This window comes from Clostridium algidicarnis DSM 15099, assembly GCF_002934235.1.
GTDB lineage: Bacteria > Bacillota > Clostridia > Clostridiales > Clostridiaceae > Clostridium_L > Clostridium_L algidicarnis.
In genome coordinates this window covers 19,970-45,523 of record NZ_PTIS01000007.1, presented here as the reverse complement: position 1 = coordinate 45,523, position 25,554 = coordinate 19,970, and the positions used below count along the sequence as shown (strand labels likewise).

The 25,554-nt window shown below is 30.8% G+C and carries 24 protein-coding genes; 8 read left to right on the top strand and 16 right to left on the bottom strand.

All coding sequences use genetic code 11. From position 1 onward, the window contains the following. Nucleotides 1–22: 22 nt before the first annotated feature. The 15 genes from BD821_RS06490 to BD821_RS06415 all read right to left on the bottom strand — a co-directional run bounded on the left by BD821_RS06490 (nucleotide 23) and on the right by BD821_RS06415 (nucleotide 15,944). Nucleotides 23–901: a MurR/RpiR family transcriptional regulator gene (locus BD821_RS06490; protein ID WP_029453084.1), complete on the bottom strand. Its 879-nt coding sequence runs from the start codon at nucleotides 899–901 to the stop codon at nucleotides 23–25. Nucleotides 902–1,034: 133 nt separating this feature from the next. Further along, nucleotides 1,035–1,574, bottom strand: coding sequence for a tRNA 5-(aminomethyl)-2-thiouridylate-methyltransferase MnmM (gene mnmM / locus BD821_RS06485; protein WP_104409790.1), 540 nt, complete (start codon nucleotides 1,572–1,574; stop codon nucleotides 1,035–1,037). A 16-nt stretch (nucleotides 1,575–1,590) separates the two neighbouring features. Further along, nucleotides 1,591–2,304 carry a pseudouridine synthase gene (locus BD821_RS06480; protein ID WP_104409789.1) on the bottom strand — a complete coding sequence of 238 codons (714 nt, stop codon included), beginning with the start codon at nucleotides 2,302–2,304 and terminating at the stop codon, nucleotides 1,591–1,593. 635 nt (nucleotides 2,305–2,939) lie between these two features. After that, nucleotides 2,940–4,718 (bottom strand): aminopeptidase P family protein, encoded by a 1,779-nt coding sequence (locus BD821_RS06475; protein ID WP_104409788.1) that lies wholly within the window; start codon nucleotides 4,716–4,718, stop codon nucleotides 2,940–2,942. A gap of 178 nt (nucleotides 4,719–4,896) precedes the next feature. After that, entirely contained in the window at nucleotides 4,897–5,511 is a 615-nt protein-coding gene (locus tag BD821_RS06470) for a V-type ATP synthase subunit D (protein WP_029453088.1), read from the bottom strand. Nucleotide 5,512: 1 nt separating this feature from the next. After that, on the bottom strand, nucleotides 5,513–6,895 hold the full coding sequence (locus BD821_RS06465; RefSeq protein WP_029453089.1) for a V-type ATP synthase subunit B: 1,383 nt from the start codon (nucleotides 6,893–6,895) through the stop codon (nucleotides 5,513–5,515). Between the two features lie 11 nt (nucleotides 6,896–6,906). Further along, nucleotides 6,907–8,664, bottom strand: coding sequence for a V-type ATP synthase subunit A (locus BD821_RS06460; protein WP_029453090.1), 1,758 nt, complete (start codon nucleotides 8,662–8,664; stop codon nucleotides 6,907–6,909). 11 nt (nucleotides 8,665–8,675) lie between these two features. Beyond that, nucleotides 8,676–9,287 carry a V-type ATP synthase subunit E gene (locus BD821_RS06455; RefSeq protein WP_104409787.1) on the bottom strand — a complete coding sequence of 204 codons (612 nt, stop codon included), beginning with the start codon at nucleotides 9,285–9,287 and terminating at the stop codon, nucleotides 8,676–8,678. A gap of 12 nt (nucleotides 9,288–9,299) precedes the next feature. Further along, nucleotides 9,300–9,608, bottom strand: a complete 309-nt coding sequence (locus BD821_RS06450; protein WP_029453092.1) for a V-type ATP synthase subunit F — start codon at nucleotides 9,606–9,608, stop codon at nucleotides 9,300–9,302. Between the two features lie 15 nt (nucleotides 9,609–9,623). After that, nucleotides 9,624–10,046: an ATP synthase subunit C gene (locus tag BD821_RS06445; protein WP_029453093.1), complete on the bottom strand. Its 423-nt coding sequence runs from the start codon at nucleotides 10,044–10,046 to the stop codon at nucleotides 9,624–9,626. A 44-nt stretch (nucleotides 10,047–10,090) separates the two neighbouring features. After that, nucleotides 10,091–12,058, bottom strand: a complete 1,968-nt coding sequence (locus BD821_RS06440; RefSeq protein WP_104409786.1) for a V-type ATP synthase subunit I — start codon at nucleotides 12,056–12,058, stop codon at nucleotides 10,091–10,093. 18 nt (nucleotides 12,059–12,076) lie between these two features. Next, a complete protein-coding gene (locus BD821_RS06435; RefSeq protein ID WP_104409785.1) occupies nucleotides 12,077–13,117 on the bottom strand; it encodes a V-type ATPase subunit in 1,041 nt (346 codons plus the stop codon). 11 nt (nucleotides 13,118–13,128) lie between these two features. Further along, complete coding sequence (locus tag BD821_RS06430) at nucleotides 13,129–13,443, bottom strand: hypothetical protein (protein ID WP_104409784.1); 315 nt, start codon at nucleotides 13,441–13,443, stop codon at nucleotides 13,129–13,131. Between the two features lie 1,475 nt (nucleotides 13,444–14,918). Further along, the gene (locus BD821_RS06420; protein WP_278286370.1) at nucleotides 14,919–15,317 is read right to left on the bottom strand and encodes an HIT family protein; all 399 of its coding nucleotides are present in this window, start codon (nucleotides 15,315–15,317) and stop codon (nucleotides 14,919–14,921) included. Nucleotides 15,318–15,371: 54 nt separating this feature from the next. After that, the gene (locus tag BD821_RS06415; protein WP_104409781.1) at nucleotides 15,372–15,944 is read right to left on the bottom strand and encodes a nitroreductase family protein; all 573 of its coding nucleotides are present in this window, start codon (nucleotides 15,942–15,944) and stop codon (nucleotides 15,372–15,374) included. 440 nt (nucleotides 15,945–16,384) lie between these two features. Between BD821_RS06415 and BD821_RS06410 the strand changes: the two genes are divergently transcribed. The 8 genes from BD821_RS06410 to BD821_RS06380 are packed head-to-tail and all read left to right on the top strand — an operon-like array spanning nucleotide 16,385 to nucleotide 24,521. Then, entirely contained in the window at nucleotides 16,385–16,969 is a 585-nt protein-coding gene (locus BD821_RS06410) for a TetR/AcrR family transcriptional regulator (RefSeq protein ID WP_104409780.1), read from the top strand. A 49-nt stretch (nucleotides 16,970–17,018) separates the two neighbouring features. After that, complete coding sequence (locus BD821_RS06405; protein WP_104409779.1) at nucleotides 17,019–19,292, top strand: FAD-dependent oxidoreductase; 2,274 nt, start codon at nucleotides 17,019–17,021, stop codon at nucleotides 19,290–19,292. 39 nt (nucleotides 19,293–19,331) lie between these two features. After that, a complete protein-coding gene (locus BD821_RS06400) occupies nucleotides 19,332–20,096 on the top strand; it encodes an ATP-binding protein (protein ID WP_104409778.1) in 765 nt (254 codons plus the stop codon). Between the two features lie 12 nt (nucleotides 20,097–20,108). After that, nucleotides 20,109–21,314, top strand: a complete 1,206-nt coding sequence (locus BD821_RS06395; RefSeq protein ID WP_104409777.1) for a 2-hydroxyacyl-CoA dehydratase family protein — start codon at nucleotides 20,109–20,111, stop codon at nucleotides 21,312–21,314. After that, complete coding sequence (locus tag BD821_RS06390) at nucleotides 21,307–22,830, top strand: 2-hydroxyacyl-CoA dehydratase family protein (protein WP_104409776.1); 1,524 nt, start codon at nucleotides 21,307–21,309, stop codon at nucleotides 22,828–22,830. Before BD821_RS06395 ends, BD821_RS06390 begins: the two co-directional genes overlap by 8 nt. A 5-nt stretch (nucleotides 22,831–22,835) precedes the next feature. Continuing rightward, on the top strand, nucleotides 22,836–23,645 hold the full coding sequence (locus BD821_RS06385; protein ID WP_341456782.1) for an acyl-CoA dehydratase activase: 810 nt from the start codon (nucleotides 22,836–22,838) through the stop codon (nucleotides 23,643–23,645). Nucleotide 23,646: 1 nt separating this feature from the next. Next, a complete protein-coding gene (locus tag BD821_RS13420) occupies nucleotides 23,647–23,802 on the top strand; it encodes a hypothetical protein (RefSeq protein WP_169994026.1) in 156 nt (51 codons plus the stop codon). After that, nucleotides 23,802–24,521, top strand: a complete 720-nt coding sequence (locus BD821_RS06380) for a hypothetical protein (protein ID WP_104409775.1) — start codon at nucleotides 23,802–23,804, stop codon at nucleotides 24,519–24,521. Before BD821_RS13420 ends, BD821_RS06380 begins: the two co-directional genes overlap by 1 nt. Before the next feature lie 203 nt (nucleotides 24,522–24,724). Here BD821_RS06380 and BD821_RS06375 read toward each other — a convergent pair whose 3' ends face one another. Next, nucleotides 24,725–25,447, bottom strand: a complete 723-nt coding sequence (locus BD821_RS06375) for a Fic family protein (RefSeq protein WP_104409774.1) — start codon at nucleotides 25,445–25,447, stop codon at nucleotides 24,725–24,727. Nucleotides 25,448–25,554: the final 107 nt, after the last annotated feature.

Sequence of the window (25,554 nt, the reverse complement as noted above, 5' to 3'; positions counted from 1 at the left end):
AAATAAAGGTTTGATTATAAGTTTAATATCTATCATCAATATTTTTATAAGAATATACTTCATACTCTTGCCATATTTTTTCTAAACTGTTGTAAGTATCGGAAATGTTTTCTTTTTCTCTAAGTCCAACAGCAATAATCAATGCATTAATGACACTTAAAGGTGCAACTAAAGAGTCAACAAATGAAGCCATATTACTTTGAGCAATTAATGTATAATCTGCTTGTGAGGCTAATGGTGATAGCAAGCTATCAGTAATAGCAACAACTTTAGCGTTTCTACTTTGAGCATAGGCTAAAGATTCAATTGTTCTATTAGCATACCTTGGAAATCCTATACCAATAACTAAATCTCCTTCGCCAACTCTTATTATTTGTTCAAATATATCACTAATACCATTACCTACAACTTTTACATTATCTAAAATAACATTTAGATAAAATCCTAAAAATTCAGCTAAGGCAGTGGAGCTTCTAAGACCTATAATGTATATCCTTTTAGCATTAAAAATATTGTTAACTACATCTTCAAAGGTTTTATGATTGATTTTTTCAAGTGTTGCTCTGATATTTTCTATATCAGCTTTTAATACACCTTTAAGTGCATTTTCTTCACTTATAAAATCATTTGCAAGTTCAATCCTTTGTACTGTGGTTAATTTATTTTTAATTAATTCTTGTAATTCTTTTTGAAGGTTTGGGTAACCACTAAATCCAAGTTCATTTGCAAATCTAACCACAGTAGATTCACTTACTCCAACACTAGAACCAAGTTTGGCTGCAGTCATAAATGCTGCCTTATCATAATGCTTTAGTATATATTCCGCTATTAGTTTTTGACCCTTACTTAATCTTGGAAATTTCATTTGGATAGTTCTCATCAAGTCTTGATTATCTTCCATAAGTATTCCTGTTCCTTTCTTCACATTTAAAATAAAATGAAGTATTTATTTCATTTTATCATTTAATGAAGAATTAAACAATAAACAAAATCATTTTAATGTTAAATTTTTATTTTTCTTTTAACTTTTAACTTTATCTTTTTTCTATAATTAAAAGAGAGGGCGCGTTATTTCGATTAAGTGTTTCATGAAGCATTGAACCATATATTAATTTATCTAATGAAGAGGCATATTTTAGTATCTCCTCCTTTTCCTTTTTTCCTTCTTCATGACCACTATACATTGATATAGCCATAATACCCTGTGATTTTAATAGCTCAAGTCCTTTTTTTATACTGATTAATGTAGACTTACAGTTAGTAGTAATATTTTTATCTCCTCCAGGCAAGTATCCTAGGTTGTAAATTATGCAATCTACACTACTCTTTATAGTGTTATCTATAAATTCATGAGACTCTTCTATTAAATTCACATTTTGCATCTCTTTATTTTTATAATTTTCTATGGCTATATGTTGTATTTCAAAAGAATACACCTTTTTAAAATATTTTGATAAAAAATCAGTATCTTTTCCATTTCCTAAAGTTGCATCTATAGCTATATCAAAATTCTTTATATTATCTCTAATTATGTTATGTGAAAGTACACTTATATCTGCTGTATAGTTAAACATAAATATAAAAATCTCCTTATAAACTTTTTATATAATCTAATTCCTTTTCATTTAAGTATCTCCAATTACCTTCTTCTATGTTTTCTAATGTTATTTCACCAATTGAAACTCTTTGAAGTTTTAATACTTCATGACCTAAGGCGGAACACATCTTTCTTATTTGGCGGTTTTTGCCTTCATATATTGTAATTTCTACTAAAGAAGAATTATTTTTATAACTTTCTTTTATTTCTATATTAGCTCTTTTAGTAATATATCCATCTATTTCTAGGCCTGACCTAAAGCTATTCAGTTCTGAATTACTAAAATCTCCTTCAATTAAAGCTAGGTATGTCTTACCAATAGATTCTCTTGGGTGTATTACTTTATTATATACGTCGCCGTCATTTGTAAGAAACAAAAGACCAGAACTATCATAATCAAGTCTACCAACTGGGAAGATTCTTTCATCAACAGTTACGAGATCTAGTATAGTCTTTCTTCCTCTTTCGTCATTCAATGTAGTAACATATCCTTCAGGTTTGTTAAGAACTATATATACCTTATCCTTTTCAGGTTCTATTAATTTATCATTTACATAAACTTTATCCTTTTTAGGATCCACTTTAAATCCTAGTTCATTAATAACTGTATCATTAACCTTCACAATACCTTCTAATATATATTGTTCACTTTTTCTTCTAGATGCAACACCGCATCTTGCCATGTACTTTTGTAATCTTTCTTCCATTAATTATTCAACTCCATTATTTATTTATCTATTTAAGTATATTTGTTATTTTGAATAAAATCAATTTTTTAGTTTACATTAGAAATTTACTTTACATAATAATTATTATGTATATCATATGGTAAAATGCTGGATATAACAACGATCTTAAATAAAACGCCCTAAAAAGCTAAGGTGTTCTAAATCTATATTAAAAGTTTTAATTATTTAATAAGTTAATTGGAGATTTGTTTTTTTAGACAAAAAGCTGTGGCACTAATTTCTTAGTGCCACAGCCCCTTTATTATCTACATACTCCAAGTAATATTAATAACCAAAGTATATTATTGTTATTTCCAGAATTACCACATTGATTGTTGTTCCAAGGATTGCAGGAGTTTCCTCCGGTGTTACAACAAGTATTCACGGGTGTACAGCATGGTGTACAATAACATTTACATTTACACTTGTGTTTATGACTCATATACATCTCTCCTTCAAATTCCAACTTTTTTATGTCTAATTCATTATATTCCTACAGCATGTTTTTTGTTACAACCATAAAAGACTTTAATAAAGCAAAAAAGAAGTCTTTACAAGTTAATCTGCAAAGACTTCTTTTTGTTAATACTTCTATCTTTATTAATAATGTATCTTTAGATACTTCTAGTAACTGAATAAAGCCATTTTCTTTCTTCTTCTTTAAGATTTGGAGATATCTTTTCATAAACCATTTCATGGTAATTATTTAACCAATCTTTTTGAACCTTTGTTAAAAGTTCTGGGTTTATTGCATCTAAGTCAATTGGACAGTATGAAATAGTTTCAAATCCAAAGAACTTTCCAAATTCACTTTCACCTTTTTCTACAGTTAAAAGTACATTTTCAGTTCTAATCCCATGTTTGCCCTCTCTATATATACCTGGTTCATTTGTTACAATCATACCAAGTTCTAATCTTACATCACTTGGTACTGTACTTATTCTGTGTGGTCCTTCATGAACATTTAAGAGGAATCCAACTCCATGACCAGTTCCACACTTATAGTCTATAAATCTATCCCACATTGGTTTTCTTGCTAGTATATCTAAATTTGATCCTGTAGTTCCATATAAAAATGTAGCACTACTAAGGTCTATATGCCCTTTTAATACTAAGGTAAAGTCATCTTTTTCTTCCTTTGTTAATGGTCCCATAGCTATTGTTCTTGTAATATCTGTAGTACCATCTAAATATTGTCCACCTGAATCCACAAGAAATAATCCTTCTTTTTTTAGAACATATTGGCTTTCCTTTGACGCCTTATAATGCATCATAGCAGCATGATCTTTATATCCTGCTATAGTATCAAAACTTGGTTCTATAAAGAGGTCTTGCTCTTTCCTAAAACTTTCAAGTTTATCTGTTGCTGATATTTCAGTTATTTCTTCTTTACCTATATTTGTTTTAAGCCAATATATAAATTTAACCATAGCAGTACCATCTTTAATATGGCTATTTTTCATACTCTTTATTTCTTCAGTATTTTTAACAGCTTTAAGCGCTGTTGTAATATTTGAATTGGACATTATACTACATTTACTTTCAATTATCTTGTATAAATATATATTAGTCTTATCTAAATCTATTGAAACCTTATCCTTACTGTCTAGGTAATCCTTTATTGTTTCAACATCATTATAATCTACAATTTGTATATTATCTTTATGGAAATCACTTAAATCAAGGTTTTTTACCTTGTTTTTATCTACAAATAATATTGCTTTTTCTAAAGTTACAAGGGCATAGGATAAAAATACGGGGTTATTTGCAACATCTGATCCCCTTAGGTTAAATAACCATGCAATATCATCTACAGATGATATAAAGTAAGCTGTTGCAGTTTTTTTCTTTAATATATCTCTAACTTCATTTATTTTTTCAAGAGCAGTCTTACCTGTATATTTAACTTCATGTTTGAACATCTTTCCGCTAGGTATCTCTGGTCTATCCTCCCAAATTTTATCTATATATTTGCAATTATGTTCAATAGTTATTTCTTTAATTCTAAATTCTTTTTCCATCTTATTGTATTGACTTACAGATATAGTTCTTCCGTCAAATCCAACTTTAGCTCCCTCATTTAACTCAGATAAGATCCACTCATCATAGGTTGGTACATTAGGTATTCCCATCTTAAACAAGTCTATACCACTGTCTTTTAACTCTTTATTTGCTTGTATGAAATATCTACCATCAGTCCAGAGTCCTGCTTTATTTTCAGTTATAACTATAGTTCCAGCGGAGCCCGTAAATCCTGATATCCACTCTCTAGATTTGAAAAATTTAGCTACATATTCACTTTGATGATAATCACTACTTGGAATAATATATGCTGATATTTTATCTTTTTTCATTTCAGCTCTTAACAGTTTAATTCTATCTTTTATATTCATTAACAAAACCCCCTTCGTATATCTTGATCTATTTTATAATCTTTTAATACCTTATTATACTATAATATCATTGGTATAAGTTTCATTCAATACAGTTTAGTAAAACAATTTAGTAGAACTTTTTTAAATACAAAAAAAATATCCCACTAAAATCTTAGTGGGATATTTTTAATGATTTCTATTTTTTGTGTTTCTTCTTAACAACTTTTAGTCTAAAAAAGTCTTCTCTTTCTTTTTCTTCTAAAACCTCTGTAACGAACTTAACTATCTCACCAAATTTAGGTATTTGTATATTTTGTAATGCATTGGCTCTTTTTTGTGTCTTTTTAACTTCTATGGCCAGTCTGTATATTGCATTTTCTACCTCTGCTAGCTCATAGGTTAAAAACTTTACCTTATTAAATTCCTGTACAGCTTCATCTATAGAAGGTGAACTTCTATAAAATCCATATTTAGTGGTAATATTCTTTTTCTCAAATATTATCTTTGGTACTTCTACTCCCATAACACTTTTAAATATTATCTCATAATCTTTAGATTCATCTATAGCCATAGCTACATCCTCTACATTTAGTATACCTGAGTTTATATTTGCATCCCTTAATGCCTCGTAAGCTTTTGCAAAGGTTGAATTTATGTCTTCTTGAAGTGAATATGCCTTTGAAACATAGGACATTATTTCTCTTATTAAAACATTTCTCTTTTTATCTAACAATTCAAAGCCTTTTTTCGAAAATTCTAAAGAAGCCTTAGCTGATATTAATGTAGATTTAGTTGGAGCAAAATTTTCCACCTTACTTCACCACTGCTTTATAATATTTATTTAGCATTTCTGGAGATACTCTATCAAGCTCGTTTCTTGGAATTATACCTAATATACTCCAGGCTAAGTCTAATGTTTCTTCCATACTTCTATTTTCAGCATAGTCTTGTTTTAAGAATTTTTCTTCAAAAAGTCTACCGAATTCCATGTATATCTTATCTGTATCTGATAATTCATCTTCACCAATTACTTGGGCTAAAGCAATTATGTCCTGGACCCTTGAATAAGCCGCAAATACTTGGTTAGAAACATCTGCATGGTCTTCTCTTGTGTATCCATCACCAATACCATCTTTCATGAGACGTGAGAGGGAAGGTAGTATGTTTACAGGTGGATATATATCCCTTTGTTGTATACCTCTACTTAAAACTATTTGACCCTCAGTAATGAATCCTGTTAAATCAGGTACAGGATGAGTTATATCATCGTTAGGCATAGTTAGTATAGGTATTTGTGTTATACTACCCTTTACCCCTCTCATCATGCCTGCTCTTTCATATAGTGATGCTAAATCAGAGTATAGATATCCTGGGTATCCCTTCCTACTTGGAACCTCTTCTCTTAAGGAAGATAGTTCACGAAGAGCTTCACAGTAACTTGTAATATCCGTAAGTATTACAAGTACATGCATCCCCTCTTCAAAGGCTAAATACTCAGCAGCAGTTAATGCACATCTTGGTGTTATAATTCTTTCTACTATAGGGTCATCTGCAAGGTTTGTGAACATAACTACCTTCTCTAAAACCCCAGCTTCTTCAAAGCTCTTTTTAAAGAAATTAGCATCATCATGCTTTATTCCCATAGCTCCAAAAACTATACAAAAGTTATCTGCGTTATCCCCTGATATTTTAGCCTGCCTTACTATTTGAGCCGCTAATTCATTGTGAGACATACCATTTCCAGAAAATATAGGAAGCTTTTGCCCTCTTATTAGTGTAGCTAGGCAGTCTATTGAAGATATTCCTGTTTGAATATAATCTCTAGGATATTCCCTTGCCACAGGATTCATAGGTCTTCCATTTACATCATATTTATTTAAAGAATATACTTCTCCACCATTATCTCTTGGTTCGCCTATGCCATTAAACTCTCTCCCTAGGATATCTTTAGATAGTGGAATTTTAAATGACTCCCCTCTAAAATGTACTGATGTATTGTCAACTGATATACCTGTAGTTGGTTCAAATACTTGAATCACTGCTTTATCTCCATATATTTGAACTACCTTGCCTTTTTTCTTATGATCATTATCTACTATAATGTCTACTATTTCATCATAAGCTACATCTTCTACATTTGATAATATTATTAGAGGACCTTGAACCTTATCCAAAACTAAATATTCTTTTTTCACTTCAATTCCTCCTATTTATATTTCTTGATTATTTCATCAAAATAACTTTTTATATTCCTTTCTAAATCATCTATAATAGAAAAATCATCGTTTGGAACATTGTATTTCATTTTATATAAGGATTCCATTATATCTTTATCTATAATAACTGATATAGGTGTACCTATTTTAACGGCCTTATTACCCTCATCATAAAAACTTTCAATTACTTTTAGCATTTTATATTGTTTTTCTAAAGGCACATAGGTATCAAGGTCATGGTAGGCATTTTGTTGTAAGAAAGCAACTTTTAAGCATTTAGCCACTTCCATTACTAGCCTTTGATCATCTGGTAATACATCTTCACCTACAAGCTTTACTATTTCACTTAATTTATCCTCCTCATAAAGAATCTTTAGCATCTTAGCCCTAAGTTCTATTATGTCTTCAGCTATATTTTCCTGATACCAATCTTTTAATAAATTAATATATCCACTGTAGCTTGATAGCCAGTTAATAGCAGGATAATGTCTTGCGTAAGCTAGCTTTTTGTCGAGACCTAAAAATGCTGAAACGAATCTTTTAGTATTTTGAGTAACTGGCTCTGAAAAGTCTCCACCAGCTGGTGAAACGGCCCCAATTACCGTTACAGATCCTTCATTGCCATTAAGTGTTTCAACATAACCTGCTCTTTCGTAAAACTCTGCAAGTCTTGAAGGTAAATATGCTGGATATCCTTCTTCTGCTGGCATTTCTTCCAGTCTTCCAGATATTTCTCTTAAGGCCTCAGCCCATCTTGAAGTTGAGTCTGCCATTATAGCTACGTGATAGCCCATATCTCTAAAGTATTCAGCTAAGGTTATACCTGTATATATACTAGCCTCTCTAGCTGCTACTGGCATATTAGACGTATTAGCTATAAGCACAGTTCTATTCATCAGTGCTAGACCTGTTCTAGGATCTATAAGTTTAGGGAAATCTTCAAGAACCTCTGTCATCTCATTTCCTCTTTCACCGCAACCTATGTAAACTATTATATCTGCATCAGACCATTTAGCTAATTGATGTTGAGTCATAGTTTTACCTGTTCCAAATCCTCCAGGTATAGCGCAGGTTCCTCCCTTTGCTATAGGGAAAAAAATATCTATAACACGTTGACCTGTTATTAATGGTTTAAATATAGTTTTTCTTTCTTTTACAGGTCTTGGCGTTCTTACTGGCCACTGTTGGTATAATTTAAGTTCATGAACATTTTCTCCATTCTCTAATGTAACCACGACAGTTTCTATATTATAACTACCACTTTCTTTTACAGCTACTACCTTTCCATACATTTCTGGTGGAACCATTAACTTATGAAGTATAGTAGGAGTTTCTTGAACAGTTGCATAGATATCTCCGGCTATTAAGTTATCTCCTATTTTAGCAATTACAGTTGTATCCCATATCTTCTCTTCATCTAATGATATAAGACCTATTCCTTCAGGTATAAATCCAGCAGACATAGAATTTATCTTTTCTAGGGGCCTTTCTATTCCGTCAAATATGTTCCCTAGTATACCAGGTCCTAGCTTAAGTGATAAAGGGCTTCCAGTAGAAACCACAACTTCACCTATTTTAAGTCCTCCGGTTTCCTCATAAACTTGTATTGTAGCAATATCTTCTTCTAGTATAATGACCTCTCCTATGAGCTTTTTATTACCTACAGTAACCATTTCTCTCATTTTAAAGCCTTTCATACCTTCAGCTTTTACTACTGGTCCATTTACCCCAATAATTTTTCCTTCCATTATTTCACCTCCTAATCAAGCATTTCCATAACTTTAATACCTATTAATTCTTTACTCTCTTCGAGCTTTGCAGATATGCTATTATCTATGTTAAATCTTCCTTCAAAATCTTTAATCATAATTCCTCCAATAAAGTCCTCTTTAGATACCTTAATTTCAATCTTCTTATCTAAGAAATCTTTCAAGGTAGCCTTTATTTGAGATTCATATTTATTAAAATCTCTATCTAAAACTATTAAATAATATTCACCTTTACTTAATAGTCTTAAGTTTTTTGTTACTGTACTCATAAGATAATCTTCATATTCTTTTGAATTTACAAAGTCTAAGAGTTTATTTTTTATTTCTTCTATAGTGGTTTTTATAATACCATCCTTTAGCCGTAACATCTCTCTTTGTTTATTTAAATTTTCTTTTGCAATAATCTCACTTGCTTTAACGTTAGCTTTTCTTATTATTTCTCTTTCAGAAACCTTTTTGATTTGAGAAATTTTCTCTTTTTCAGTATTTATTTTAAGTTCTGCCTCTTCGTTAAATGCTTTTAACTTTTCTTCTTTTTCTTCATTTAATTTTTCATATATTATCTTTGAAAACAAGCTTATTTTATCTTCAATGGTGGTCATGTATTTAACCTCCTATATCTTAAGTCCAATAGATTCTTTTATATACTTAACTATTGCATCATTACCCTTAATAGACCCATGTCTATCTGGTATCTCTGCAAGCAAGGGTCCTTCTTTTGAAACCTTAAGCTTATTAACCTCATCTTGTATTAAAAGACCTATCTTTTCAGTTATTATAATAATTCCTATTTCTTTGTCGTTTTTTAGTTCTGTTATTTTATCTAAAATCTCTTGTTTTGAATTTAGTACTATACCATCTATACCAGCCATTTTCATTCCAACTATAGTATCTACATTGTCACTTATTAAAAAACTTTTCATGATTATCTCCTTAAATTACAATCTTGAAAGTATCATTATAGAAATTATAAGACCATATATAGCGATACCCTCACCAAGACCAACATATATAAGAGTTTTACCTAATATTTTAGGATCTTCAGAGACAGCTCCAAGTGCCGCAGAACCAACAGAACCAACAGCATATCCAGCTCCAATTGTAGCAAGTCCTGTAGAAAGACCAGCTGCCAAATATCCAAGTCCTGATGCACCAGCAGAAGTAGCTTCAGCTGCGTGAGCTATACTTGGTATATTCATAACTAAAGCTGCAGTTACAACTGGTACAAATATACTTAAATTTACCTTTAATGCTTTTCTCATTTTTTCTTTTCCGCTTATTTCATCTTTTCCCTTTTGGATAATTCCATAAGTTAAAGTTCCTACAACAACGCAAAATGTTAATGTTAATAATATCATCATAATAATTACACCTCTTAAAATTATTTTTAGTTTTATCTTTTGATTTAGTTAAATTTTACCTTTATTGGTTCAAATGGAATTCCTGCACCTTCATAGTACTTACTAAATAGCTCATAATATTGAAGTCTTAATCCTTGGATAAATACTATAAGACCCTCTAAGCCAATTATAATTATATTTCCTAAAACTAATATAAATACTGATGCTACACCACTTTTAGTCATCTTTGCCATAGCTGAAAAAGCAACAAAAAGACCTACGTGGTTTAGAGCAAATGCTCCTACCCTTATAAAAGAAATTGTATTAGAAAACATAGAAAGTAAAGTTTCTATAACTTCAAAACTTGCCTCTATGAAATAATCCTTAGGACCATCAACAAATAAAGGTTTCTTCCCTTCTATCAAATGAGCTAATGGTTGTTTTAATAAAATTGAGATTAGACACAAAACAAAAAATCCAACCCATACTCCAGTAGGTAATAGCTCTTTTTTAAATATTTTGCTTACAATTAAAGTTAAAACAGCTATATAAAACAAGAAACCAGCTACACCATCTTTACCAAATATACCGTGTTCTATATCTTTTTTCTTAGCATTGTTAATAATTCCTAATATAAATCCAATTATTAAAAAACAACAACCAAATATAATTGCCCATATTAAAATATCATTTATATCTTCCATTGGTCTAATTAATAAAGCATTAATTACTTCTTCAGATCCAAATACACTTCCATATAAGAATCCAAATATTATAGAACTTAAACCTATTCTAGATAAAATACCTCCAAGATTTCCCCTATCTTTCTTATACTTTAAGAAGAGTCCTCCAAGTAAAAGTACTGCACCTTGGCCTACATCGCCAAACATAGCACCAAACATTATAGTGTATGTTATAGCAAGAAACATAGTTGGGTCAATTTCTGTATATGTAGGTATGCCATACATTTGAACTATACTTTCAAAGGGTTTAATTATGGGATTATTTTTTAATTTAGTAGGTGGTATTATATCTTTATTATTTATTTCGTTTGGTGTCTTTTTAATGAATATTATTCCTTCATCAAAGGAACTTAATAATTTTTCAAGTTCAGCCATATAAGTAGACGGAACCCATCCCGATAAATAAAAGAACTCATTAGTACGAGCAGCATTCTTCTTTATTTGTAGAGACTTTTTTTCTAACTCATAGCTATTTTCTAAGGTTCTTATCTTTTTGGAAGAACTTATTAAGAATTCTTTGATTTTATTTTCTAATAAATCTATTTTAGATTTATTACTTTCTTCTTCTAATATAAGTCCACGCATAATTTCCTTTGGAGTACCCTTATATTCATAGGGTAAAAGTATTTCTTCACAATTAGCTGATTTAAAAATTCTTTCTGCCTCAGAAATTAAAAGTTTTGGAGTAAAGGATATAAATATGATAAAATCTTGCTCTTTATGAACAGTGGTAACTGCAGATGGTATATTTTCATAATTAGCTCTTATTTTATTCATATTTTCTTTATTTACTTTGTATAATCCTACCTTGAAGTTTTTCATATGCGACATATCCTCTAACTTAAAAGAAGCATCTTTTAAAAAGTCAAAAGCTTGGTGAGTACTTTCTAGATACTGAGCCCTTTCATTTAAGGCTTCATATTCTTTATGTAATTCATCAAACTCACTATAAAGTTCTTCAGTTTCCTTTTCTATTAATTCATAATCATAAATTACATCCATAAAATCTTCTTTAGGTATATTAAAATGTGCTCTTTGTTCTTCTAGCTTTTCTAAATGTTTTAAATTTAAGCTAAACTCCCTATCATAGATATAAGGTCTAATATAACTTACATCCATCAAAGCTTCTATATTATCTTCTGATGTCTCTAGAGAAAAATCTGAAGAATCTATTTCTTGAAGAGCATTCACTGGATGAATGTATCCTTCTAATGCCAAATTTTTAGTAAGCTTTTCGAAATCTAAAAAGGATCCAATCATATTTACCATATACATCTTTTCTACGGACATGAATTCACCCCCCTGTTATCAATGTTTAATATTTATATACTTTTTTGAATCATTATCATCCATGTCATACCTCTTTTGCTCTAATATAGAGATTATTTCCCTTATTTCTATCCTATATAAAATTAAATAACTTATAACCACACTAAAATCTGATCTATTTTCTCTTATAAATTTACTAAAATATTTCTTTTGAAATTCCTTTTCTCTAAATTCGATAGTATTTGAATTATCAGCTTCATAAATCCATGCATAACGTGTTTTTTCTATTACATCATGAAAATCTTCAACATTTTTAGTGTAACATAAGCTTTTAATATCCTCTGAGGATAGCTTATAACCATCATAAATTGTGTAGTTAAATAATTCTTCTGGCGTTATATCATAAAACTTTTTACCTCTATATATCCAGCTTAAATTAGATAAATCAGCTTCTAATCCAATTATAACCTTAAGGATTTCTTTGTTTTGCTTATCTAAGTGTTTTAACTCTTTTCTTAAAATGGAAAAATACACAAAATCAAGTTCTGTTTCAATTCTAAATAGCCCTTTTTCTGAAACATCATTAGCTAAGTTTTTTATTCCATCATAATATATACTTCCCTTTAATCTGTCTATTACTTCATCTGTTGATTTTGAAGATAAGAGATATTCATAATCAATAGTATTTAAACTACTTTCAGCAACAAGTTTGCTTTCAATAACATCTTTGTCTCTACCTATGTATTTACCTCTTATAATTACTTTTAAGTCTTCAATTTCCCACTTTAAAAACAAGTTTTTGATAAGCTTTCTATATTCGCCATTAAAATAATTAATGAATTTATTAAATACTTCTGTATAATATTTATTTAAAATAATTTCTAAATACCCTCTATGAATGTTATTAAAATCATAGTTTTGAAGCAAATCTCCATACCTAGTATTCTCTTTTAAGTACATTAAAGCAGTTTTCAAATCCTTGCTTTGAAGTAATTTTAAAAAGTCTTCTTCTTTAAGCATCTTTCCTTTTAATGCTTTTACTTTAGCATTTACCGCAGTAAACTTAGCAGCATTTCCCATCCATATCACTCCTAAAGGGAATGTATTATTTCATTGAATATTTCTTCTGTAATCTTAACCTTGTTATTTTCATATATTTCTTTAATAACACTTAACTGTTTTTCTTTTTCAATTTTTATGTCTCTAGCCTTATTTTCAGCATCACTAATACTAGAAGAGAGTATCCTTGTTTTTATCCTTTTAAGTTCTTCGTCGCAATCTTTATTCATAGCTTTAATTGAGTCTTCTAGTTCCATTTGCTTTTCCTCTATTAGCTCCGTAATATTTCTCCGATAATTTTCTGCATCCTTGTCAATATCAATAATTTTATTTATTACAAAGTCCATTTAACCACCTCCTGCATGTATACATTTGTGCATTCATATATTCTATTCCTATCATAAGCTTTTTAAAAACAAAGCTTATCATAGCTAGACTTTGCTACAACAAGGTTTGATGATATTAATGGTCTTAATCTAAATGGTTACCTATTTACAGTCTTAAATCTCCATTAATAACCTTATTTGAAGTAATTTAAAATAAATATATTTACACTATAGTCTCAATTTTCAGTGTATATTCATGAAAATGTTTTCTGTGAATTAGCCTTCAAATCATTTGCATCATACAGTTTAACTTATCTAAATATTGCAATTAGTATTTAGATGAATTTAAGCTAGATTTAAGTGTACATATACCCTTTAAATCTAGCTTATACTAATATTGATACATCAATTAGGCATATTTTGCCCAAAAAAATATGTATATATTCTTAATTTTTACATTACTAATTCTTAAAATATTAGTGCATCATAAAAGTATATTAAAGAATTTATAAAATGCTAAAGGCTTATAAATTAAGACTATATCCAATTCTATACGTTGTGGTAGTTCACTTATATCAAAGCAAAAGCTATGATACGTTTTTATATAAATGCAATGTCTGCAAACCCTTTAATATTATCTTGAATACTTTCCGTTACTATTTCCATACACAAATAATAATATCTTTTAGCACTTTCTTAACTGATTCTACTTTCTTAACTGATTCTAAATGTAATTATTTTATATAAGCATCCTTGTTACTAAATACATCATTGGTATATTATCCATTATGTGGTATACTGTTTTTGTGGGTATGATTTAAACTAATTTTCTTAGTGTTCCATCTATATTCAATTGTGGTATACTAAGCGATCTAGTACTATCAAAGGGAATTTAATTTGATTATTAAGAATGAGAAGATCAAACTTTACGATTGGAGGTGTCATTTTACTATCAGAAAACATTTTATTTTTGTAGAATCAAAATATCAACATCTACAAATGTAAGCACCACATAACTTACTGAGCGTTATGTTGTTTAAGTCATTTTCTTTGAGATTGGGTAGTTGTAGAAACGGTTTTCACTTTGCAACTACCCAAATTATTTTAAAATATCAATGAAAGGAGAAAATGATGGAAAATAGCAGAAAAGACTCAGTAACCAACAAGAAAATATCTATTCTAATTAATTTATTAATTGGAATATTTGTAGGTAATTATAAAATTATTTCCACCAAAATATATACAACAATGGTTAACAATCCAAATGGAACAACTGTAATTATTAATTTAATTTTAATAATTATATTTATCACCATATTAGTATCGATATGGGACAAGTTAGTAGGTAATCGCTAAAAATGTACTTATAAAGTATAAAAATATACCCACAGTATATTTAAAATGGTTACTCATGTAACCATTTTTTTGTTTAACTTCATAGTTTTTCTAATGGTTCTTTATAAAACCTTCTAGCTAAAGGTTTCTTTTAATTTCAATTAACCATCATACTCCACTAAAGCCTCTTTGAAGTTCCTAATACCCCCTCTTGGATTACTAACATCCCCTTCATATCTTGGAATCAAGTGCACATGTAGATGGTTTATAGTTTGTCCTGCATGATATCCTACATTAATACCTATATTATATCCTGCTGGTTCATATTGTATATCAAAGATCTCTTTTACTTCATGGAGTAAGCTATATATGGCTTTAACCTCTTCTTCACTTGCCTCAAAAAAGTTCATAAAATGCCTCTTAGGTATTATTAAACAATGACCTTCATTTACTGGGAAGTGATCTAATATAGCAAAGGTGTATTTGTTTTCTGCTATTATTTCTGATTTATTGTAATTACAAAATATACATTCTGACATGATTTTTCCTCTTTTCTTTATGCATTGTTCTTAATTAAGAAGAACATAATAATTATAATCTATATTATTAGTTTCCTAAATATCTAAAATTATATCTTGAAGCTTTCTTTTTGGCACATAATGATTGCCTTCTCCATCTCTATAGTATTTAATATCTCCCTTTAAATCTATATCTTCAAGGATTACATTTTCCTTTGGGGTACCTAATGCAATTACCATTAATATTTCATAATTTGAAGGTAAACTTAAAGCTTTAGAAAGCTCTAGCTTATTAACTGAGCCAAACATACAACCTCCAAGGTCTTTTTCTACTGCTCCTAAAAGTATATTTTCAGCTGCTATACCATGATCCCAAAAATAATTATTACTAATATCTTTATCTTGAACCATGATTATATAAGCTGCTGGTCTTTCTCCTTTTTCTGGACCGTTCCACTCTTTAAGATATCCCGCCCATTTTATATTGTCAAAGACTAATTTATTTTTCTCTTTTGTATTTGATAGTACATATTTAAGGCTTTGGAGGTTACCACCTGAAGATGATATTCTTGCTAGATCAATAAGCTCCATTAAAACCTCTTTTGAAATGCTTTTTTCTTCATAAAATCTTCTATAAGTTCTGTTTTTTAATATTAAATCTTTAATCAATTAAAATTCCACCCTTCTTATAATTATATTATTTATATGGTTTGTGCTTTATTTATTTTTGGTTATATTCTTATAACTTTACATCAAAACTATGTTGTATGAATAAATACACTTTTCTAAATTATACTTAACTTACAATATATCATCAACTAATATTCTATTTTTATAAGGTTTCCTCTTTAATGGTCACAACTTCATAATTTATTCACTGTTTAATTCTAAATATAGTAAAAGTTTTTTGAACTAATATTGTATATAAGCATAAAGTGTGTTAAATGTTTGTTGTTATTTTTTTATCAATATGATATATTTAACATAGTTAGTTCGGTGAATGAACTATGTCACATGTCACAACGTTTACAACCACTTATTATTTACATAGTTAATCTGGTGAACAAATTTTATTAAGTTATAAACTTATATTAATAGGAGGAGGATTTTTGAATAGTAGACAGCTGCAAGCGCAGATCACAAAAGAGCACATAATGAAAGTAGCAAAAGATTTAAGCAAAAAGTATAGTTATGATGAACTCAATATTGATTTAATATGTAAAAAAGCCGGAGTTTCTACTGGTGCTTTTTATCATCACTTTAAAAGTAAACAAGGTCTTATCATTGAAGGTTACGGAGAATGTGATAACTTTTTCAAAGAAAATATCATAGGTAAATTAAAAAGCCAAGATCCTATTGAAAGATTACTAGAATATATTGATTATCAAATGGATTATGCTATTTACAATGGTATCGATTTAATGACTCAAGTTTATAAATCACAAATTACAGAAGGCGCTGATTTCTTTTTACAGTCTTCCCGTGGGCTGCCTCACGGATTGCAGTCATTAGTTGAAGATGCCCAGGAGCTAGGAGTTATAACAAAGTCTCAAAGTGCTGAAAGTATTTCCTCTGAGCTACTTTTAATTTCTCGTGGTGTTATTTATAACTGGTGCCAAAACAAAGGGTCTTACGAATTAAAGCCCTATTGTAAAAGAATAATCACAAATCACCTACATTTCTTTAAGCTGTAATCTTTCAATAAAAACTAATAAGGTACAATAATATTAAGGAGTGAATGTGTTGAAAAAGGACAAGGAAATTGAAAAACTAATTAATAGTTATGGAAACTGGGTACAAGAAGATTGTGAAAACAAAGCAGGTGGTACTGCTCGTATGACTAAGGATATGTATCCTTATAATTCACTGTTTTCTCCTATTAGAGTAAATAATATTACACTAAAAAACCGTATTGTAATGGGACCTATGGGTAACTTAAATATGTGTGAAGAAACAGGTAGACCAAATGACAAAATGCTTCAATACTTCTTTGCTCGTGCAAAAGGTGGTACAGGACTACTTACTACTGGATTAATTCCTGTTAGTCATGGTATTGATAATAGTTTAACGGAGATGGGTAAAAATACTATGTTTCCACGTATAGATCGCTCTCGTACAGTATTTTCAGGTTGGAGAGATCTTTCACAAGGTGTTCATGCCTATGGAAGTAAAATCTTTATTCAAATTACCCCAGGACTTGGTCGTGTTGGCCCTCCTGCTTGTTTATTAAATGAGAAGAAATTTCCTGTATCAGCATCTTTTAATCCTAACTTTTATGTTCCTCAAATACCTTGCTTAAGATTATCAGATTCAAAACTTAAAAAAATCATTAAAAACTGTGGACAAGCGGCTGCTGATGCTAAAGAATGCGGACTTGATGGAGTTTATCTTCATGGACATGAAGGATATCTTTTAGAACAACTTACAAATCCTGCATTTAACCGTCGTAAAATGGGACCTTATTCTGACTGGCAGCGTTTTGGTATTGATGCTGTAAATGAAATAAGAAAAAGGGTTGGTAATAATTACCCTATCATGTACCGTATTGACCTTTCTCTTGCACTTAATGAAACTTATGGGTCTAACATGGATAATATAAAATCTTTAAAGAAATTTAAAAACGGAAGAACTATATCAGATACCCTAGGCTATATGGAAAATTTGGTTAAGGCCGGTGTAGATATGTTTGACGTAGATCTTGGTTGTTATGATAATTGGTGGCTTCCACACCCTCCAGCTGGTATGCCTGCAGGTTGTTTCCTTGATATTTCACGTATTGTTAAGGAACATTTTAAGGCAAAGGAAATTAAATCTAATGCTGGGTTAGAGGTTCCTGTTGTAGCTGTTGGAAAGCTTGGATATCCTGATCTTGCTGAAACAGCTATTAAAAATGGTGATTGTGATATGGTAATGCTTGCGCGTCCATTACTATCTGATCCTGAATGGTGCAACAAGGCCTATGCAGGTAACGTTAAGGAAATTATTCCTTGCATTGGATGTCAGGAAGGTTGTATTAATGAATTTGTTGAAGGTGGTCATCCACAATGTGCAGTGAATCCACGTACAGGCTTTGAAGATGTAATGCCAAGTATACCTGCTAAGGCAGAAAAGATTAAGAATATTTGTGTTGTAGGTGCAGGTCCTACTGGTGTTCTATTTGCAATAACCGCAGCAAAACGTGGACATAATGTAGAACTTTTTGAAAAAGGTTCTGATATAGGTGGTAAGGTAGCTCCTGGTAGTGTGCCTAAGATAAAATTTGACGTTGAGAATTATCTAAATTATCTTAAAAATGAACTTGATACTGCTAAAGAAATGCCTAATTTTAAAGTTACCTTTAATACTGAAGTTACGACTAAGTGGTTAAAGGATAAAAAATATGATTCTGTCATTTTTGCTTATGGTACAAAAAGTATTTTTCCAAGGATTCCTGGCATAGAAAAGGTCAAAACTGTTCAAGCAACTGATCTATTATCTAATCCAAGTCTTATGGGTGATGCTAAAAGGGCTGTTGTAGTTGGTGGTGGAGTTGTTGGCTGTGAAACTGCATACTGGCTTAAATATGAGCACGGACTTGATGTAAAGGTTGTAGAGATGCAAGATAACTTTATGCAAGGTGTCTGTACTGCAAACCGTGGACATTTAATTCATTATTTAAATAAGGCAAATGTTGAACTTATTAACTGTGCCAAGGTTGTATCCTTTGATGAAAACAAAGTTAATATTAATAAGAATATTTCAAGCACTGTTCCTAATCCATATAACACTTGGACACCACTTTTGCCTACAAATATTCCAAACCCATTATTAAAGAAACTAGGTAATGAAACTTCTGATGTATCTCTTGATGCAGATCTTGTTATTTTAGCTATGGGTGGACGTGCTGATGAAGGTGCTTACTTTGAAGCACAAAAAGAAAATGTTGCTTCTGAATTATATAATATCGGTGATAGTTCTCGCGCAGGACGAATACTTGAAGCAACTAGGGCAGCTTATAATTTAGCTATACGTATATAAATATTTCACTACTTTAAATAAATTTAAGGAGGATTACTAATGGAGAAGAAAGTTAAAATAATCGCTGTAGCAGGTAAAGGTGGAGTTGGCAAAACTTCCATATCCGCTTCTATAGTGAAAAACCTAGTTACAGCTTATCCTAATTCACGTATATTAGCCATTGATGCAGACCCTGCTGTAGGTCTTTCCACTGCTTTAGGTATAGAACCTGAACACACAATTGATGATATACGAAAATCTATTATAGAAACTGTTGAAGATGGAAATACCAAGGATGCAATTGAACTTTTGGGTGATGCTAGATTTAAGATCTTTGACACTATTGTTGAACAAGACGGATTTGCATTTTTAGCAATAGGTAGACCTGAATCAACTGGTTGCTATTGCAAGATCAATTCCTACTTAAAAGAAGTTATAAGTATTTTATCTGAAGAATTTGATTATGTAGTTATTGATGGTGAGGCTGGCATTGAACAAGTTAACCGCAGAGTTATGGAAAAGGTAAGTCACCTAATTTTAATTACAGATCCAAGTAAAAAAGGAACCCAGGTTGTCCAAACAATAAAAAAGGTTGCTGATGATTTGGTTATGTATGACGAGGTTGGCATAATAGTTAATCGTATTTCTGATTTATCTTTAAAACAATACGTTGATACTGGTGATATTCCTGTACTTTCATATATTGAGGATGATAAAAATCTTGCATCTTTTGATGTTCAAGGTAAAAGCGTCTTTAATCTTCCAGAGGATTCTAATGTAGTTCTTGGTGCAAAGAAGGCACTAACTAAACTTAATATTTTATAAAGGAGACTAACAGTGAAAGATTTAAAATATTTATATTATTTTGAAGGATTATTGGATGAGGCAAATAACGATTTAGTAAGACAAGCTTCAAGCGAAGGTAAGCTTGCAATTGGATATACCTGTTTTCATATGCCAGAGGTACTTTTAAATGTTGATAATTGTGTTTCTTTACGTATGCGAGCACCAAAAACAGGTTCTTTAGATATTGCAACTTACTATATGTCAAACTACACCTGTGAATATTGCAGGGCTGTTTTAGAACGTGCAATTGAGGGTGGCTATAACTTCCTTGATGCTATTGCAGGAGTTGATGCCTGTGCCCAAATGAATCGTACAATGGAAAATATTGAAGTTCAAAAACTTATTGATAAAAAGAACTTTTTTATATCACATATTGATGTTCCCTATAAGGTTGACGACAAGGCTACTGCACATTATGTAAAACAGCTTAAAATTAAGGTGTTAGATCCTCTAAGTGAAAACTTTGGTGTTGATATATCTGATGAATCACTTAAAAAGGCTGTTAGCCTTCACAATGAAGTTTGCCGTATCATAACTGAAATAGGTGAATTTAGAACAGAAGAAAATCCACGTATAACAGGTTATGAGTTCCATATACTTAATTTAATCACCTACTGTTGTCCAAAATATCTTATTATAGATAAGCTTCGTGAAACCCTTTTAGAAATTAAAACAAGAGAACCTAATGAAACCAAAAATTTCCGTGCAAGAGTAGTACTAGTTGGAAGTGAAATCGATGACCCGGGTCTTACCTCTCTTATAGAGGATTCTGGAGCGCTTATAGTTGCTGATAGATTTTGCTTTGGCTCCTTCCCTGGTAGACAAGAAATTGTTCTTAAAGAAGGAGACGATATATTAACCTCAATTTGTAGACAATATCTTGATCAAAGTCAGTGCCCAAGGTACATGAGTAGAGAAAAAATTGATCAAAGACGAGAGATGGTCCATCAGTATGCAACTAAATTCAAGGCTGATGGTATTATATATCAGCAAATTAAGTTTTGTGATTATTGGGGTTATGAACGTGCTCTTGGAAGCCATGTAATGACTACTGAATATGGCTATCCGGTTTTATCCCTTGATCGTCCATATATGTCAAGAACATCAGGACAGCTTCGAACAAGAATTCAAGCATTTGTTGAAAGTCTTGAAATAAAGGCTTTGCAAAAGCAAAAGGAGGCTAAATACAATGACTAAAATCGGTGATTTATACACAGGGGAAATGTATCTAAAACGCCGTGAATGGCGTGGCGTTAAAGATACTATGTATGATTTTTGGCGTTGGCTTATAACATGGAAGGATTTAACTAGGTTTATTTTTAGAGCTCCCGTTAGAATTACTAAAGCTATCTTTAATTATAGGTGGATGTCATCTTATCTTACAACACCTGCATTTATTGATAGACACTCTATGGGATTACGTGGCACAGCCTTACGTATTAATCATCTACACTTTAATACAGTAATTAAAAATACCACAGTAATTATTGCAAATATGTTTAAAGCAGATAAAAGATTCGGAGAAAATAATCTTTCAGATAAAGTTGTTTTATTTGATGAAATGATGCCTATGCACCTTATGGCAGGCTTTCCAAACTTACTTGGTATTCCATCCCAATTAGCCCCTGTTTTTCAATGCTCAGTTATTGACCAACAAAGTATGATTCCTTATCTTGATGCTATTGAAAACTACGGTTTACCTGCAGATGTATGTCCCCTTCCTGCTTGTGAGGCTGGTGTATCAATTGTTGATGAGTATCCTATTATGGGTAAGTGCTATGTTACAAGTAGTATGCCTTGTGATGGTTCAGTTATGGCAAGCTCTTTTCAAGATAGGTACTTTAAACTTCCAACTTTTAACCTATCACTTCCTGTTAGATACCTTGAAAAAGAGGTTGAAGAATATGCAGTTCAAGATCTTAAAGATTGTATTAAGTTTATTGAAGATAATACAGGTGAGACATTTGATTGGGACAACTATTTTAGATGTATGAAGCAATACAATAAGGAAGCTGAATATGAGCTTGAAAAGTGGGAAATTAATAAAACAAACTACCCACAAATAACAGGTGCAAACCTTGCCCTTTATAGAATGTATGCCTTCCTTGTTCCAGGAAGTATGGATAAAAGATTTTTAGATGTAGATGAAAAAGTTAATAAACTTATGTTAAAAGCATATAAAAACAAAGAAAAATGTTCTAATGTAATGCGACATCGTGCAATAGTATGGTCACCTCCAGCTCATTATTATAGTAACTTTGCAACTTGGGCTGAAAATTGTTGGGGTATAAATGTCTTAATTGATATGGAAAGCTTAGTATCTACAAAGTTCTTCAATACTGAAGATAAAGAAGAATCCTTAAAAGATATAGCGCATACCTATGAAAGAATGACTATGAGAAGACATACTAATGGTGGTTATGCAAACGTTCTTGATGAACTTTGGAGAGTTTGCGAAGAATTCAATGCAGATATGGTCTTAATGTTTGCACATATTTCTTGCAAAACTATGGCAGGTCTTACAGGACTTTTTGAAGACCAAGCAAGAGAACGTGGTATTCACTTAATTTGGATCGAGCATGACTTGATGGATCCTAGAACAATTTCTAGAAAAGAAATGAGAAGCAAGGTTAATAGGTATATGCAAACAGTCTTTAGAGAAGAACCTGTTGACGCAACTTTAGTTGATTTTGATGATGAAAAAACTTGGTAAAGGGAGTGTTTAAAATTAAAAGATATTTTGGTGGATGCGATGTAGGCTCTACATATACAAAGTCAGTTATTATTGATGAAAATGGTGAAATTGTAGGTAATAGTATTACAAAAAGCAAAATGAATTCAGAGCAAAGTGCAAAGCAAAGTCTAAAAGAAGCATTAGATGAGGCAAAGCTTACAAGCCTTGATGATCTAAGTTATTTAATAGGTACAGGCTATGGTCGTAACAGAGTCCCACAAGCTAAAGAAAACATTTCAGAAATAAGCTGCCATGCAATGGGAGTTCACGTTACGAACCCTACTGTTAAAGCTGTTATTGATATTGGTGGTCAAGACGTTAAGGGTATATCTATAGACACAGATGGTACTGTTAAAACCTTTGCTATGAATGATAAGTGTGCTGCTGGAACGGGACGTTTTTTTGAAGGAATGGCAAATGCCTTTGAAGTAACCCTTTCAGAGTTTTCCGAGCTTTCCCTATCTGCAAAAAATGTTATTCCTATAACTGCACAATGCACAGTTTTTGCTGAAAGTGAAGTCATAACATTAGTTGGTGAAGGTAAACCTAGGGAAGAAATTGCTGCTGGCATACAGTTAGCTGTTGCAAAACGTTGCTTTGTTATGGCAAAAAAGGCTGGTGCTACTGATAGCATAACACTAACTGGTGGATGTGCTAAAAATGCTGGTTTAAAGAAAGCTATTGAACATGTTTTAAAGCTTAAAGTTATAGACCTTAAAACTGACCCACAACTTATGGGAGCATTAGGTGCAGCAGAGTATGCACGTCAAAAAGGTCTAGCAAAGGAGAGTTAATATGAATTTACTATGGTTGTTTTTAATTATACCGGCTGCATTATTAGTATTACTTTTTATAGTATACTTCTTTAATCTTGATATGAAGCTTGTAGCTAAAATGTATTCTTACCTAGGCAAAAGATTTGACAGTATGGAAAAGGATACAAGTTTATAATGGAACTTTATGATAGCATTATAAAAAATACCATTGATTTATTGTCACCCTATACCCCTACAAGCTTAGCAGTATCAAAGGACAATGCCTGGCCCATGGGTTCTTTAAATGAACTTATTTTAAAAAAGGATTCTCAGTTTGAACTAGGTGGAAGCTATAAACCTGCAGTTAATTTTCAATGTGTAACTACCTTAGAAAGTTTTATTCAAAAAGATGAAATTTTGCTATACGGTAAGGATTTAAGTGAAATAAACGGTGATGTTTCCTTTGCTAGATTAGCTTTCCTTCAAATAAATAATCTAGAGGATGATGATACCGCTTATAAAGCAATTAAAGAACTAGAATTCATTAAATATAACATGAATTTAGACGGTTATATGATGAGAGCTTCTACCATGGACAAACGAGAGCAAGTTAGAATTGCGAAAACCGCAATAAATAGCAGCATCTCCTTTGAAAATGTAGGTAATGCCTTTATTAACAAATATAAAGAAAACCCATTAGTTAAAGCTGTAAAAGTTATTTTCATTACTTCTGACATGCCGATATTTAAGCAGCTTACATCAAATGCAGAAAAAGTGGATAAAATTACACTTACATTAAATCATGTGTTAAGTAACATGAACCTTGATTGTCACAGTTGTAACTTAAAATCCATTTGTGATGAAGTAGAAGGAATGAGAGAATTACACTTTAAAAATTCTAAAACAAGTAATTAAAGTAAAGGTAAAAGCTAGACAATATTTCAAATCATTGTCTAGCTTTATTTTTAGGCTATGTTTAATAACAGTGTTGATAATATGATAATTTTTAAGGGAAGCCATTGAGGGCTTCCCTTAATAGATGTTTTACGAATATTCCGAAGATAGAGCGCTTCATTAAAAAAGTTTAATTTTATACTCATAAAATACACATCTAATTGTTATATATATTTTAAATATATATCCAAGGTTTTATCTAATTCTTCAATGACTAAATTAATAAAATCTTTACTATTATTCGTAGTATGTGCCTTATCTAATGCACTATAATATTTTAATCTATTTTCCGCTTTGATAATTATAGGTGGATAGCCATTTTTCATAAGTTCTAGATTCAAGAGTAATCTTGAAGTTCTCCCATTTCCATCAATAAACGGATGTATTCCAACAAAAATTATATGTAGCATAGCGGCCTTTTCTACAGGATGCATTTCTATACTATCATTATACCATTTAATTAAATTTTCCATTTGTTCTTTAATTAAAAAAGACTCTGGTGGAGTATGTTTTGCCCCTGAAATTATAACTTGTTGATCTCTATAATTTCCTGCATAATTATCATCAATTCCTTTTAATATAAGTCTATGAATATTTTTCATTTGCCATTCTGTAAGTGGCTCTTGATTCTTAACTATTTCTTCTACATATAAAATTGCATCTCTATGATTTATAACTTCTAAATGCTCTTTTAAAGTTTTGCCCCCTACAGTTATTCCCTCTAAAACCACTTTAGTTTCTAATATGGTTAATGTATTTCCTTCAATTGCATTAGAATTGTATGTCCACTCTAAAAGCAAGTTTTCCCTTATGCTTTTTAAGGTGTACGGTGGAAGAGGCCTTTTATTATCCAACAACTTCTTTTTTCTATCTATTTCTCTAAACATAAAATCCCCCTTCAAATTTAATTCTATATAGAAATAGTATAGCAGTTAACTGCAAATTACCATACAATTTTATTTTTATTATTTTACTCACTTTTAATATTAATAGC